This window comes from Arenibacter flavimaris (assembly GCF_030291335.1).
Taxonomy (GTDB): domain Bacteria; phylum Bacteroidota; class Bacteroidia; order Flavobacteriales; family Flavobacteriaceae; genus Arenibacter.
On sequence record NZ_JASWIM010000019.1, the window covers coordinates 1 to 14421 of the forward strand.

Consider the following 14421-nt stretch of genomic DNA (forward strand, 5'->3'; position numbering starts at 1 on the left):
TGGCAATATCCCGTGTTAAGACCATAATTGCAGTCTTGGTTTAAGAAGAGCCGTATGATGGGAGACTATCACGTACGGTTCTGTGAGAGGTTTAGGGGTGAAATTCCCCTTTACCTACTCGACTTTCCCCCTTAATTTTGAAAACACACTTTTTATAGAGATATTTTAAGATATAAAGCACTAGTAATTGGTAGCTTAATATTGGAGGGGTACTTTTAATATTTGTTAACTTTGATCAAACAGATAAGGACGAATAATACGCTATTTAAAGCTCTTAGGCTTATACTTTATTATGATTAAAGTCTCAAACCAAGTCATATAACAGAGATTTGATTGGGATCTATGATGATTTAAAAATAATAATGTTTTAAAAAAAAAAATATGACCAAAACCACGTCCAAAAGATCCATAAGGATTACTGGAGCATTGGTATTGGCCATAAATATCAATTATGCCAAAAGGTTTTAATCATCCAATAAGTCAATAAAATCCTTGAACCTATCCCTTAGCTCCTGGGCAATTTCATTATTGCCATCGGTGTCCACCGGACTTATTTCTATTGTGCCATTATTGTTGCCATCCACTGCCTGAGAAAGGTTGACGCCATTCACACTGTTGAACAAAAGGCTTAGGTCAAATTCTAAAGATAGGTTTTCACTACCACTTGAAACGGTAATATCAAATTGCGGATCCTCAAAATCAAGTTCGAGTTCATCCTCGAAATTATGCCAAAAGACAAATGGAATATTGTCTATTGTACCTTTTACCAAGATAGACTTTTCAAAAAGTTCACTGGTCTCATCCGTACTTTTGTCAAATTTGAACTCAATTTCCTCATACTTGCCCATAGGTACAGATGCAGTAAGAAAGGATATTTCACCTGCCAACAAATCAAGTTCAAAAGGGCCTTCCAGTTCAATTTCGTCCTCAAAATCGAAATAACCGTCATCATCCCATTGCTCGTTGTCATCTTCTTGCTCGTCGATGTCCAGTTCCAGCTCGAACTCCTTTAGGTTTAATAAGAAATCACTTAACACTACGGAATTTGTGGAGGCCTTATCCGTAGTGGCTGTTTTGCCTGTAGGGCTTACATAATTACTTTTGGCACTGATGGCCAATTGTCCATTTTTGCCCATGGGGTCATCCTTGGTACATCCTGTCAGACCAAGTAGGCCGATAACTCCGATACTAAGGTAACGGAAGGTGTTTTTTGCATTCAATAATAAATTTGGGTCATTCGCATTCATAACTTAAGTATTTAAGGTTATTGATATAACAACTGGTACGGCATAAACCCTACCTAAACTAAACGATTAATTATCTTTTTTGGTATACAGGGGGTGTCCAAACATTAAGAACCCTATAAGCCAGGTTATTATATATTCACAATACAATTCTAACTTCAGGCAATATCAGCGGTTTGGTTTTTGTCGATATCAGGTAAGTTCTTGGTTTTTTCTTAGTGGCGTCTAATGTCAATAGTAGGTACTGTTACAGGACATCTCTTTAAAACCTGTTCAATTGTTTTAAATAACATTTTCTAAGTGATTCCACAGCGGGGTGAGGGAGATCAAAAATCTATGCCCGACCCCATACTTGGTTCATGAGCCAAATCAGGATAAAAATGTACCATCGCCCCCATAAATAATTTTTTGTACTGGAGTATCGTAACTGGTGTTTTTAATTATAGCTGGTATTTCTATGTATAGTTCTAACGCCAAGGATAATTTTAATCCTAAATAATATTATTTGTACCTTTATACTACTAAAGAAGAGCAAATAATATCTTTAGAGTTCTTTCTTGGTTTTGAGTGTACAATTAGGTGTGTAGAACGAAATAAAATTACATAAATAACTGTAATACAGTGTTTTGGATTCTGGCAGTTAGGTCTGCCACCCCGACCAAGAAAATCCGATCACGAAAGTGATCGGATTTTTTGTTTTCCAATGCGTAGCGCCGTCAGGAGCTAAAGTGTTGGAAAACAAAAAAGACGCACAGGCGCGAGCCTGTGCCGGATTGTCTTGAGCAACGATCCATAAGCAGGATCACCGAACGCAGTGAGGTAATCCTGGATCAAGTCCAAAAGTTGGGTTTTTACCATTTTAAGAATATAATTTAATCAAGCGATATAATAAGTATGGTTCAAGCCTAATTTCTGGGTATTTGGATATTTACGCATTGGAAAACTAAAAAAGGTACAGGGCAAATACCACATTTTTGATGACATTTTCTTTTTATTCCGATAGAAAGGAAAATAACCAATCATGAAAAAAATAAAATACGTCAGCATTGCATTGATTTTGATAGGAGTACTAGGTTGTAGTAAAGACGAGGATGCGATTGATAATTTAAAAAATGTTCAAGCCCAATTTTGCAACAATTATTCGGGACCGGGCGCTGCTTATTGGAACATGGCCAATGGTATTTTCTTACCATTGAATGAAGTTCCCATAATTAAAAACCCAGGTGGCCGTGTTTCATTTATTGAACAGCCACTTCTAAGTCTTCAATATCCAGAGGGTTACACAGGAACCGGTGTAAGGGATGTACAAAATTTTCCGATTGGGATTGATATAAAGCGTCTTGACAAAAGGGTGTTTTTTCGTTGGATTCCTAATGTAAGCCTTGTTGGTATTTCAGATTTCAATCAAATTATCGCCCAAGAAATCAATACGATGTTTGCCGAGGTGGGGTATGATCCGAACAATGGATTTGAACCTATATGCGCTCGTAATGAAAGTCAAAATTTTGAAAGTTTATTGGTCAATTTCAACGGTAGGGTAATACAATTTGGGGAATTTACTGGGATTGTATGGGTGCGATCCACAATTGTTCCGGGTTTGGGAACGGTCAATTCAGCGATTCAAATCTCTGCGGCACCTTCGGCCGAGTTTGACTCCCGTACTTTAGATACCTTTTTACCTTTTAATTTTCAACTTTACGTCCGACCAGATGGCGGAGGCTTTATTGATAATGATGGAGATGGCAGTCCAGCCCATTTAGATCCGGATGACAATGATCCCAATATAAGACATCAGGGATAGTTTGGGTTGAACACTTACGATTGGGCCTTCGGTACAAGGGGAGCCTTGGTCTTTCTTTTCCAAATTATTAAGAAAAAAACAGCTGCTACCAGTAACCCTAAAATTATATACCAGTAATTATCCATTGATGATGATAGTTCTATGGGTAGGGTGTCTCCCATTAAAATTAAACCCGCCCAGTATTGTGGATGAAGTGTTCTTCCCTCCGCATGATTTAAATAATCCAACTTTGCATTTTTTAGTGCCTCATCTTTGGGAAGGCCGTTTTCTAGATATCCATAAAAGTTATCCAGGATGACAGTGCTTGATTGCTCATCAATTTGCCAAAGACTGGTTAAGATACTTTTACTGCCTGCGTAGTTGAAAGCATGTGCCAAGGAAATCATTCCCTCACCAGGTTGATAGCTGGGTTTTCCCGTTTCACAGGCTGTTAAGATCGCTAGATTGGAATTTAGGTTTTGATTATATATCTCATAGGTATATAGGTAATTGTCATTGATAAGGGTTGAATCGGAAATGTTCTTTGCAAAGACCAATCGCGACAGTTGGGGATTTACATTGTTTGATTCTGCATGAGTGCCGATGTGTATAATCTTATGCTCGTTTGCCGTTTTATTAAATATGGCTTTAGATGCCTGTTGATTTAAAAATGACCTACCCCCAAAACGTTTGGAATATCTTTGTGCAATATCGGCACTGAACGGTTGCGGTAATAAGGTTAGGTAGGTTTTATCAATATCAATTGAATCGTTAATGGCTATTACATATGCTCTCTTCATACTTTCATCAAAGGTAGGTGCGAAGGCCACAAAGTCATTGTTGAAATCCAGTGTATTTTGGTTATCATCCAAGAGAAGTAGGCTATAATTATATGAGATATTGTGTTTGGCCAAAAGACTTTTATTTGTCAGATCTTTAAAAGAATTAATTTTTTCAGCAGTAAGAAGTTCAAAATTTAAATTGAACAATTCCTGATCGGGGAATATTATAACATTGTCAGTTTTTATCTTGTTTTGAATAGGTTCCCAAAGGGACTTATATAAATGTGAGAGGCACTCAAAAATTTCAGAACTGTTTTTTTGGTAATCCGAAATGGTGGCAATACAATCCAACGGTAAATCGGAAGGTAGGGGAACCATCTCCATGTTGTCCTTTGTTATGATGACGGCAACGAGGTCGTGGTCAATGAACAGATATCGTACCGCTGTGTACAACCCGTCAATATTCTTCTGCAGATTGCCCAATGGCGTTAGAACAGTACTATATTTTAATTCATAATATAGCGGATACTCAGTTTTTAATTTAGCAAGGTAATCATCCCACTCCCGCAATTTGGCCTTCCAATCATCCACATCAAATTGAGTCCCTTCGGCCATGTCAAAAAAGGAATTGATGTTCTTGCGCAGTACATCTTCCTCTTCTCTGATATTTACAGGTGTGAGCTTATTTTCTGATAGGTTGAGCCTGGTGCGTATTCGATGGTATATGGAAGATTCGTGAAGTTCGATGATTTTTTCCAGATATTTTTTCTCGCCGGTTATATCAAATATTTTACGATATACCTTTTTGCCAAAATCAAATAATTCTCGACTATTCTCCAAGAGTACATTGATATCATCTTCGTTGGTGATCAATGATTTTTTTCGTTCAATTCTTTGAATGGCGTTCTCTATAACCTTGGTGATTTTACCCAAACTCTCGATTGTTTTGACCGTGTCCATTTCATATTGAGCCTTGGTGAGGTAAAGCAACAATCTTAGTTGGTTTGGGCTAAAAAATTCTTCAGAAATTATACTGTTGAACGATTGGCTTTTGTACGAGCCCAAAATTTGATTGCTCAGTTCAATAGTTCCTTTATAATCTTTTTGATCAAAAATTATTTTGACTTTGGCTATTCGCACCTCATTTGCCAAATAACTATCTGTTCCATGTACGGAAATAACCTCGGTAAGGGTGTTGTTGATAATACGAATGCCTTCAGCATACTCATTCAGATTTGAATAAGATTTGGCCAGGTTGATATTGGCATAAACCTCATTTTGTGAAAATCCTTGTTCATTACTGTTTTTATACGCTTGAAGCGTTCTATGGTAATAGTCCACGGCTTCTTGGTAATTACCTTTTTGATAAGCTAAGTCGCCCAATACTCCGTAAAGGTTAGCTTGGTAAGAATAATTTTCCCCTTTGATTGAGTTTAAAGAGGTTTTTGCTTCTTCCAGATAAATTTCTGCTTTTTCTAGGTCATTATTGTATAGTAATGATTCGCCAACCATCAAGGCGGCACCGAAATACTGTATCGTATTTTTTAAGAAGTATTTTTTTGCATGGTTATACCCTAGCATGGCAATTCTTTTTGCCTTTTCCTTCTCCCCTAAATCGGAATACAGGCTTCCCAAATTTCTATAGGAGATAATTAGGTTTCCGTGCACTTTTTCCGTTAAGGGATGGTTATTGGTTTTGTTCAAAAAAGAATTGTAATGGTTTATTGTTTTTAATGTGAAACGCATGGCTTCATCAAAATTGCCGGCAGACTGTTTTACCATGAACCAATTGCCGTAAATGGTGCCCGGAAGATAATCGGTTTGTTCTGGGTCGTTATCGGTTTTGTCCAAAGCATTGATGGCCTTTTTAAAATAGTAATCGGCACTGTCAGGTTTGGCATTAAAATGCATTAGGGCTCCTTTGTAATTGTATATTCTTGGTGCCAAAGGGAAATTGCCCGAACTGTTTTTTTGGATTAAATCAAGAGCGTTGTTGGTGTGTGCGATCAATTGTCCAAAATCTCCCATTTTAAGGCCCAACTCACTTAAATGAAATTCAGATTCAACCATTCGATGGACATCACCAAACTCTTTGGCCAAACGGTTTACCTTTATTAAATATTTTTGTGCTTTTGGGGCAGTACCTTGATCTATGTACAAAATACCCATCCCCAAATTGGCGTCATAAGCAATAGTATCGTCTAATTTTCTGGAATCTATTAGGGAATATAACTCCAAAGCCTTTTTAAAATTAGTCTCTGGATTTTGTAGGAATTCTATCTTTCCCAAGGGATAGACCAAGCGCCCCAATAACAAATTGCTTGGATTCTCAATTTCCGTTTTAAGAATCTCCTGGGCAACTAAGAACTCATTTGAGGCGATTAGGCTGTCTATTTTCTTTAAGACGTTATCTTGTTGCGCGTTTGCCTTACACAAGAGTAAAATACAAAGAATGGCAATCAATACATCCAACTTCATAAATTTCATTCTTGAATTTTTTTCAGAAGCTCCCCACTCTTTTCATCTGCAGCCATTTTCAAGTGCTTAACGGCTTCTACGGTATTATTATTCTTTAAATGCACAAGTGCTAAATAATAATGGGCTTCCTTGCTAAAAACGGACACTTCAGAGTTTAGGGTGTTTTTAAAAAAATCAATGGCCTTATTGGTATTCCCCTTAGCCAAATAGGCGCTTCCCAAGAAATAGTTCAAGGTGTCACTATCCTGATTTGTAAGCAATAACCTTTCCCATTTGTTGATTGCTACATCATAATTCCTTTGCTTGTAATCAACCATTGCCTCATAAAAGTCATAATTGTCATTGGTACCCATAACAGTGGGAAGTCCGGGATCAACTGAGTAATAACTTTGAAAAAGTTTCTCGTTCGGACTTTGTTTGTTGAAAAACCATATAACCGATGAAATCAATATGGCAATACTTGCGGCTATACGGTACCAATAGAATTTATTCTTTGTGCCGGCCGTTCTACTGGAATCCTCTTTTAGACTATTATGGAAGGTCTCCATCGAATTTCGGAGTCCTTCTTCCTCAATGGCATAGAACAGTTCTTTAAACTCCTCATATTGTTTTCTTAGTTCAGGATCGCCATACAATTTGCTGTTGAATTCCGCTTTCTCTTTAGAATCCATTCGGTCCAAAAGTACTCTTTCATACTCTTCTTGCTGTTCTTGAGTTATGTAATTTGGGTACTTATCCATTGTTTTTTGTTTCCAAGGCCAATGCCTTGAGTTTTTCCATACAACGGTATTTTTTATTCCGTACCGATGCTGGGCCAAGTTGAAGGTCTTTTGCTATTTCATCCATAGATTTTCGCTCAAAATAGAATTGGGTCAAAATCTTTTTGCAAGATATACCTAGTTGTTTCATGGCCCCATGTAGGGCATTCAATTTGCTTTCCTCTTCGTTTTCATCCGAAGGGTCTTCACTTTCAGGGCTCATAGCAATGACCCCGTTATCGGAAACTGTTTTTTTAAAATGGGCAGAACGTAAATAGTCAGTCCATTTATTTTTGGCTATGGTAAAAAGATAGGCTTCTAGATTACTATTTTCTTTAAGTTTATCATTTTTGACGTTTCGCCAGCAAGCAATAAAAGCTTCTTGAAATACATCCTTGGCCTGGGCTTCATCTCCATTGTTTTTGAAAACATGGCTCCTGAATTTAGGAAATATGTTTTGATATACCTCTTGCATAACCTTCTGATCATTGTTTTTAAAAGCGGTAACGAGCTGGTTATTGGTCTTTTGTAAGGTATTCCCCATATTTTTTTGAAAACATGGGGAATTTACAAATTTTCATTTGCTTTTGGAATTAATAAGATTAAAGTACATTTTATCTCGATATAGTTCATGCACTAATTAAATATTGGCGTAATTTCTATATTTAATGGTTCTACACTTATATTTTCAACTAGCTCTTGGGCACGTGTCTCTGCCTGGGCTTGATTGCAACTGTCAAAAATTATGATGCTTCCTACCCCTGATCTAAATCTTAAAATCCCGTTCCCCATATCTTCCAATTGCCTTTCATCAAGAACCCTTTCTTGGTTCACCACACCATTACTGGAGGTAATGATTCCCTTATAACCAGAGGCGCCTTCAACAGCAGCAAAATCTGCGGTATATGGAATGGGACTAAAAGCTTGATAACCAATATTATCGGTACACCCTGAGTTTGAGATTTCCTTAAGGTTGGGCTGCCTAGTGAATGACACTGTAAAGGACTCGCAACCTTTCTTGTTGTTCATGGTCATTGTGTCCCGCCCTGCCTCGGTTAATTCACCTGTATTTTTATTGCGCAAGTACAGAATGACGGTCACTGTCTCTTTATTGTCACCACTACCTAATTCGGACTCAAGTGCGGTACTGATATATGAAACATAATTCTTTTTTGTAATAATTGATTCACCAAAATTATTGGGGTCATCACCAATATCTTGAAGCCTTCCTCTGTACTCGTTCGATGTGCTCCAATGAAATTCAAATTCCTCCAATTCCGGCTCAAGGTCAGTGATTGCGGTTACCCGAAGCTCGGTGGCTTGACCCAGGCAGAGTTCAACATTATCACGTTGCATCTCAACAACCGCATCTATAGATCTAACGTTCCAATTTTCAAAATTAAAAGCCCTTGTGCGCAGACCACCAAAATTGGAATAATAATTTGTTGCTTTTATATTCCTATCTATGGCGGCAAATATAACTGTTGTTCTTTGATACCCTGTTTCAATTAATTCATGGTTCTGTATAAAAGTATTTGGAAAGTCACCGTTACCGGACAATATATTATAAACATCCTGTAACATAGTACGTAGGTCATTGCTCAATCGAATATCTTCATACAAGGCTGGAAGAAAAATGTTCGTTGCTTCCTTGAACTGGTTGTCTATAACTTCTTCAATAACATCGGGATATTGTTCAAGAACGGGGAGGACGGCATTGAGCAATGCATTTTCTTTATCACTACCGAATGGCGGCAGTAATGATTTGTTACCAGCTATATCCAGAAGAGTAGGTAAAAAATAGTCGATAACGTAGGTTTTTTTATTGATTTCCGCATAGGTGTTCCGTTCTTCTTCCGTCATGCCCCTTCCACCGGAATTGGGCTGACCAGAACCAATAACGACCACTTCGTATTCGGCCACAAATTCAGAGGCAGGGTTTACTGGCAATAATATTGGGTCTGTTTTTATGGCATTGTCAATTGATGCCTGCTGTGCGTTTATTTGTTGGACCGAATTTCCCAATTCCAAAGTTTCTATTTTGTTGGTCTTGCCTGTCTCCAATTCAAAACTCTCAAAAGTGCTGGAGGTATAGTTCGGTATATTATATACGTCACCGTTTCTATCGGTATAACTCTTTTTGTAAATGATGACGTTGGATCTTCTTGGCAGGGAATTTTGCAACATTATGCGGGTTGAATCAATACTGGATAGGGTTACACCGCTTTTTGTGCTTTCATCGTTAAAAAAAATCCGATTTTCAATTCCTGTTGAATTCTTTGAGGTTATTTGGTCCAAAAAGTTTTGTAGGGTTGGTTCATAATTGCCTTGGCTATAGAAGAGTGGATCACTTTTAAACAATGTTTGTATATCTTGTACAAAATTCGAAAAACCTGGGTTTGTCTTAATACTTTTTAAAAAGGCACTTTTTGCATTATCCGGTAACAAATAATAACCCAGAGCATAATAAAGTATGATTTCAGCTGTGGTTTCAACTGACAGTTCACTTCTTTCTTTAGTAATGAATCCGGCGAGTAAAACATTATTTTCCGTATCCAGAAAATATCCAATCTCTATGGTTTCACCGTTTAAGGGTAGGTTTCCGGTTCCATTGGCATCAATATCTGAATTGGCGCCAAGGGAAACCAATGTGCCGTTTGTGAAGTCCACGCTGGAATCCTCGGGCAGCAATATTTGTACATCCACGGTTTCAAACGTACTATCCATCGGGTTTTCGGTGTCTTGGGAAGTATCGTCATCTGTGATAAATTCATTTGCATCGTCATCTGACTTACAGGCTAAAATGATGGTAAAAAAAATTAGGGTCAATACGAAATTTATGTTTGGAATTTTCATATTTGGTTTGTTAAAAAGGTTACTGTTTCTTAATTGGTTTTTTTGGATTTTGTCCATTTTTCCAAGATGTGACCTATGGTATTTTTTAAGGTACCAGAAAATGTTTCTGTCCATGGGCTCCTTCAAATATTTCAGCGTTTTGTGTCAATTAACGATAGCCCTATAATTTTCATTGGTATCAGGATTACAGAATCGATCAAAATCAAGGTGAAAAATACATTTTCCATATTGTTGCAATTTTAAAGTTGTTAAATTTTTATAGGTATCATTTTAATGTTAAAATGTCATCAAAAGGCTTTCCCAACTTTGGTCCACTCCCTATTCCCAAGGTTTATACCTCCGTTGGGATTGTAGAATAGGTCGTCGTTTTTAATGTAGTTGCCTTCACTATCCATCCAATATTGGGTTGAACCGGCATCTACCTGATAATTTTTTCCATTTAGGGGGTTGTAAACGGTTTCCTCTTCGTTTATCATATTGAGGAAGTTTTTATGGGAGGTATCACTGCTCGAACCAAAAGTACGGTTCATGAATGAAGCATGGTTGGCATCCTGTGCGGCCCAAATTCCTTTCATTTTCTGTTGATGGGCATTAAATGCCGCTTGTCTGTTTTGCATGTTTATCTGGTGTTGTTGAGCAGCTTTTTGAGCGCGTAACTGATTTAATTGCGCTACATACTGTTTCCATTGTGGATTTTCTTTTGAGTTGATCAGTGCATTCTCAAAAGTTGAAATGGTCTCTGTAAAATGATCCTCATCAACAAACATATAATCGGTACTGTACATCCAGAGCGTCATGGTATCGATGTAACTCAATGGCTGTTGCATGTAAATTTTACCTACTGTGGCTAGCGCTTTTTGGCCGTTATTGTTTTTCCAGACCGTTGTTGTGATGTCCAATTTTACTTGACCTCCACTTTCGGCATTTATTTTTCCTCGGAGGTAGTCTTCTAATTTGGGCAGTCTAATATTCTCCATAAAACTGAATCCACTGTTTTGCATACGTGGCAATACTTCTTCTTCAATAATACGCTGATTACTTATCATTGGCCGGTGCAAGTTGGCGGCAGTAGAATTTCTCATAAACTGATAAGTCTGAGGGTTTTGATATGAAATATGTGCCCTTAAGGGGGTATTGAACGATTTTAGATTATTCGGACCTTGGATCTGTGTCAAAAAAATTGGAATTTTTTGGTCCATAGTGTAATTAGGCTTGGATATAACCGTCCAATCTGCTGGATAGTTTGAACTGCTCACGACCAGACCGGTTCGAGCGTCCCGAAATTGATGGGTCTTCAACTTCTTTTTTCCTAACTTTTCAAAGAACCCCAGTTTTGATTCGGTTTTGGAAGGTTCAGTTTCAAAATTGGATTCGGTTGTGAAATCTTCTTCGTACCCATTATCGTAGGCATCAAAATCTGTATTGGCATGGGGTGAATTTTTATTGCCACAAGCGGATAGTAGTGATAGAATTAAAATAAATCGGATGGCATATGCTTTCATTTGATAATTTTTATTGGTTTTTTATAGGATATCGTTTTAATGCTAAAATGTCATCACTTTTGGTTATAACATTTAGGGTAGGGTAGTACATTCATACTTTTGAATCTATGGAAAGTTCAATGATGGATTGTTCAAGATACCTTGAATACATGGCATTAAGGGATGATTCATGGCCTGTAGTTTTTATTTGAGGTTTTTTCAGTAAAGGCTATAATTAAGGGAACTTAATGTCTGTTCCATAGCTTATTTCGCATTTGGATTAAAGGTGAAAATTTATTAGTAAAACTCAATTTTGAGAAGTTGGTAAGACGCACTTAAAATTGCAAGTTGAACTAATCCCGCCTTTTTCGGCTGGATCTAGGTTCGATACCTCGACCCTAGTGTCTATTCCTATTATTGGGTTCAAGGTCTGCCGACAAAGGCAGACTTGCCCTGAGGTTTAATACCTTGTGCAAACCTATTTATGGCAGTAAATTGAAACAATTATAAAACATCTCCTGAGCAGTCTAAGGGATGTATTTAATTTAGGCTTTTAAGATGGCAATCTTTAATTTCCGGCAAATGAAATTGTGTTTGCCTGTATAAATTCAAAACCAAAATTTAGTAAAGGAAAAACTATAACTAAAGAGACTGGGTAGTGCAGGGAAGAAATTGTTAAATAGTGGCTAAATATTTCTTTGAAAATCAACAATCGGATAGTATAATTATTGGTCATGGCCAAGTTATAGGAAATGTGGATGATATGCCTCTTAGGAAAGGCACAGCACAGGTTTTAGTGGGAGGTTACGTTGTGTGATGGCTATTGAATCGTTGAATAAGCAATACGTTGTTTAAAGTTAAACGCTTATTCCCCCAGATTTCTCTAGTTTCATTCTGTCCGGCTTATCCAGAGGAGGTCACATATATAAAGGTTCGGTGAAATGTCAGTATAACCTCTACAGATACAGAAAAGGATACAATTTCAACCCCTATATTTGTTGAAACCTATTATAGATTAAAAAGACATGCCATAACAATAGATTAAACTTAATAAGGGTTCAGCCTAAATTTAAAGGTTTGTTTATATACATAAGATCTGCATAATCACTGGGACTTTGTTTTTCCAGCATTTGCCAAAATAACGGATCAGAATACATCAAACTATGTTAGCGGTAATGCTATGAACCATTTAGAGATTGACTCCCAGGTTGTAAGGTGAATATTAAAAACAATTATACTGTGAACAATAATGTATAAACCCAAGATTAACGGAAAAACCCATCTCCCTTTTTTTTGTTTTCGCTCTTTTATGATTAGTATGATTATTAAGGAATATAGTATAAACATTGCTACTGCATAAGCTTCAGGCAGTGGTATAATGGCATAGTTAATGAACCTTACCAGTGCAGGTTCTATAAATACAATTCCGGTCGCAATCATTGCCCGTGCATGAATTTCCATGTTTTTCCTATAAGTAATTGCTATTAAATATGCGGTACCTAGAATTATTAAGTCCTTAAATGGTACAAATAATGCCATATCCAAATTTTCGTTATTTAATTTATTCCTGCTATGCATTAATAGCAGGATCGATATAAACATAAGTGGAAATAATATATAAGAACCCTTACCGATCCATTTATGAATCGTCAATTTCCTTCTCCTAATTAGTATTGGTTGTAGGATTAGTGTCAGCATCCAAAGAGACATCAATATGGTGTGGAAATGAAAATAAAAAGTAAAGTCGCCCGTGCCATTAAAAAATTTAGAAAAATATGAAGGCCAAAAACCGAGGATGACCAATGCTATGAGTCCTATAAAATAGTAACCAGATTTATCAAAGCGAGTAATTGATTTTGTTGATTTCATTGCTGTAGACTTTTTTATGCTATGGGAATCCGTAGAAAGATTTTGGTGAATAATGGATGTATTCTTTATAAAATAAATTACTGTTGCTCGAAAGCTATATTTTAAGATAGATTATATCTGTATTATACACTGTGAGCCAAAGTTGCGGATAATTTGGATTTTTTAGGAAATTGTATTTCCTATAAACAGTGCCCTACATTTTTCTATTGAAATATACCTAGGTGAATTCTGATTTTTGGTCCCTTTAAAAAAACATATTCAAGTAAGTAAGGAGCCGTCATATTTTGCCTATTTCTTACATATAGATACTTTTATGATCAATATCCAGTTCATCAACTACGAGATTCTGAAGGGTTTTAAGTTCTCTTGAATCACGGATATGTTGTTCTTGATTGTATTCCATTTCCGCCAAAACCTCAAAGACAAAATTCACTTCTCCATGTTCGTTCCAATCTTTTTGCAAACTTTTATTTCTGTGTTTGCCCCATTTTAATTCCATTTTGTGCCTATTCCATTTGGATACCATATCGATACTGTTATCGATCATAACCCTGTTGTTGATGTTGTTTCTAATTTGAAAAACGCCCATCGGCTTCTTAATTTGCCTATATTCTTCCCTGAGTTCTTTTTTGGTTTTCATGCCAACTATTTCAATTGTATTATTGGTTTTGCAAATCCGCACAAAAGAATTTTACCAAATTCACTATATGTAGATTCTATTTTTCCTTTTCCTTTATTTCACATCCGTGCGGTAAACTTTTAAGCTGATTTTCTATGGACTCCCCATCGATTAATGCCCAATGTTCAATAATTTTTCCTTCTTTAATCTTAAAATATCTAAAGCCGGATATGCTCAATTCCTTGCCAGTTGCCTCTATACCTCTCCAGGTTCCGATATGTTTTAGGTTCATTATAATTCTTAAAACGCTCTTATGACCTTCCGTTATTTGGTCTTCTATTACGGTATTATGTTTAAAGGCCATATCCGTGGCCAAAATCCATTTTTTAAGTCCTTCCTTGTTTGCTAACATGGAGGAAGGCAAAGAATAATCTTTAAACTCGGGATGTATGAACTTATCCAATTCATCAAAATGTTTATGATTCCATATTTGCTCAATAAAGCTTGTGGCTATATTCGAATTTTCCATTTGTTTTGATATTATTTAAAATAAT

Annotated in this window: 10 protein-coding genes; 1 reads left to right on the plus strand and 9 read right to left on the minus strand. The window is 36.7% G+C overall.

Annotated features, from left to right (window positions below; genetic code table 11):
- Positions 1-464 precede the first annotated feature (464 nt).
- A complete protein-coding gene (locus QSE00_RS14470; protein WP_286106485.1) occupies positions 465-1247 on the minus strand; it encodes a hypothetical protein in 783 nt (260 codons plus the stop codon).
- Between the two features lie 1018 nt (positions 1248-2265).
- Here QSE00_RS14470 and QSE00_RS14475 point away from each other — a divergent pair.
- Positions 2266-3045 carry a hypothetical protein gene (locus QSE00_RS14475; protein ID WP_110356317.1) on the plus strand — a complete coding sequence of 260 codons (780 nt, stop codon included), beginning with the start codon at positions 2266-2268 and terminating at the stop codon, positions 3043-3045.
- Between the two features lie 14 nt (positions 3046-3059).
- Here the strand turns inward: QSE00_RS14475 and QSE00_RS14480 are convergent, their stop codons facing one another.
- From QSE00_RS14480 to QSE00_RS14515, 8 genes are all read right to left on the minus strand, one after another.
- Entirely contained in the window at positions 3060-6293 is a 3234-nt protein-coding gene (locus QSE00_RS14480) for a CHAT domain-containing protein (protein WP_286106486.1), read from the minus strand.
- Positions 6290-7024 carry a tetratricopeptide repeat protein gene (locus QSE00_RS14485; RefSeq protein WP_286106487.1) on the minus strand — a complete coding sequence of 245 codons (735 nt, stop codon included), beginning with the start codon at positions 7022-7024 and terminating at the stop codon, positions 6290-6292. The genes QSE00_RS14480 and QSE00_RS14485 overlap by 4 nt, the downstream gene beginning before the upstream one ends.
- On the minus strand, positions 7017-7586 hold the full coding sequence (locus tag QSE00_RS14490) for an RNA polymerase sigma factor (RefSeq protein ID WP_286106488.1): 570 nt from the start codon (positions 7584-7586) through the stop codon (positions 7017-7019). The genes QSE00_RS14485 and QSE00_RS14490 overlap by 8 nt, the downstream gene beginning before the upstream one ends.
- 92 nt (positions 7587-7678) lie before the next feature.
- Positions 7679-9898 carry a hypothetical protein gene (locus QSE00_RS14495; protein WP_286106489.1) on the minus strand — a complete coding sequence of 740 codons (2220 nt, stop codon included), beginning with the start codon at positions 9896-9898 and terminating at the stop codon, positions 7679-7681.
- 287 nt (positions 9899-10185) lie between these two features.
- Positions 10186-11400, minus strand: coding sequence for a hypothetical protein (locus QSE00_RS14500; RefSeq protein WP_286106490.1), 1215 nt, complete (start codon positions 11398-11400; stop codon positions 10186-10188).
- Between the two features lie 1140 nt (positions 11401-12540).
- Positions 12541-12918 (minus strand): hypothetical protein, encoded by a 378-nt coding sequence (locus QSE00_RS14505; protein WP_146216309.1) that lies wholly within the window; start codon positions 12916-12918, stop codon positions 12541-12543.
- 625 nt (positions 12919-13543) lie between these two features.
- Entirely contained in the window at positions 13544-13888 is a 345-nt protein-coding gene (locus tag QSE00_RS14510) for a GIY-YIG nuclease family protein (RefSeq protein ID WP_247096955.1), read from the minus strand.
- Between the two features lie 76 nt (positions 13889-13964).
- Positions 13965-14396: an ester cyclase gene (locus tag QSE00_RS14515; RefSeq protein WP_286106491.1), complete on the minus strand. Its 432-nt coding sequence runs from the start codon at positions 14394-14396 to the stop codon at positions 13965-13967.
- Positions 14397-14421: the final 25 nt, after the last annotated feature.

What these genes read in the sequence shown, in the direction of transcription:
- QSE00_RS14470 (WP_286106485.1), bottom strand. Translation starts at nt 1,247, where the DNA reads ATGAATGCGAATGACCCAAATTTATTATTGAATGCAAAAAACACCTTC.
- QSE00_RS14475 (WP_110356317.1), top strand. Translation starts at nt 2,266, where the DNA reads ATGAAAAAAATAAAATACGTCAGCATTGCATTGATTTTGATAGGAGTA.
- QSE00_RS14480 (WP_286106486.1), bottom strand. Translation starts at nt 6,293, where the DNA reads ATGAAATTTATGAAGTTGGATGTATTGATTGCCATTCTTTGTATTTTA.
- QSE00_RS14485 (WP_286106487.1), bottom strand. Translation starts at nt 7,024, where the DNA reads ATGGATAAGTACCCAAATTACATAACTCAAGAACAGCAAGAAGAGTAT.
- QSE00_RS14490 (WP_286106488.1), bottom strand. Translation starts at nt 7,586, where the DNA reads ATGGGGAATACCTTACAAAAGACCAATAACCAGCTCGTTACCGCTTTT.
- QSE00_RS14495 (WP_286106489.1), bottom strand. Translation starts at nt 9,898, where the DNA reads ATGAAAATTCCAAACATAAATTTCGTATTGACCCTAATTTTTTTTACC.
- QSE00_RS14500 (WP_286106490.1), bottom strand. Translation starts at nt 11,400, where the DNA reads ATGAAAGCATATGCCATCCGATTTATTTTAATTCTATCACTACTATCC.
- QSE00_RS14505 (WP_146216309.1), bottom strand. Translation starts at nt 12,918, where the DNA reads ATGGCATTATTTGTACCATTTAAGGACTTAATAATTCTAGGTACCGCA.
- QSE00_RS14510 (WP_247096955.1), bottom strand. Translation starts at nt 13,888, where the DNA reads ATGAAAACCAAAAAAGAACTCAGGGAAGAATATAGGCAAATTAAGAAG.
- QSE00_RS14515 (WP_286106491.1), bottom strand. Translation starts at nt 14,396, where the DNA reads ATGGAAAATTCGAATATAGCCACAAGCTTTATTGAGCAAATATGGAAT.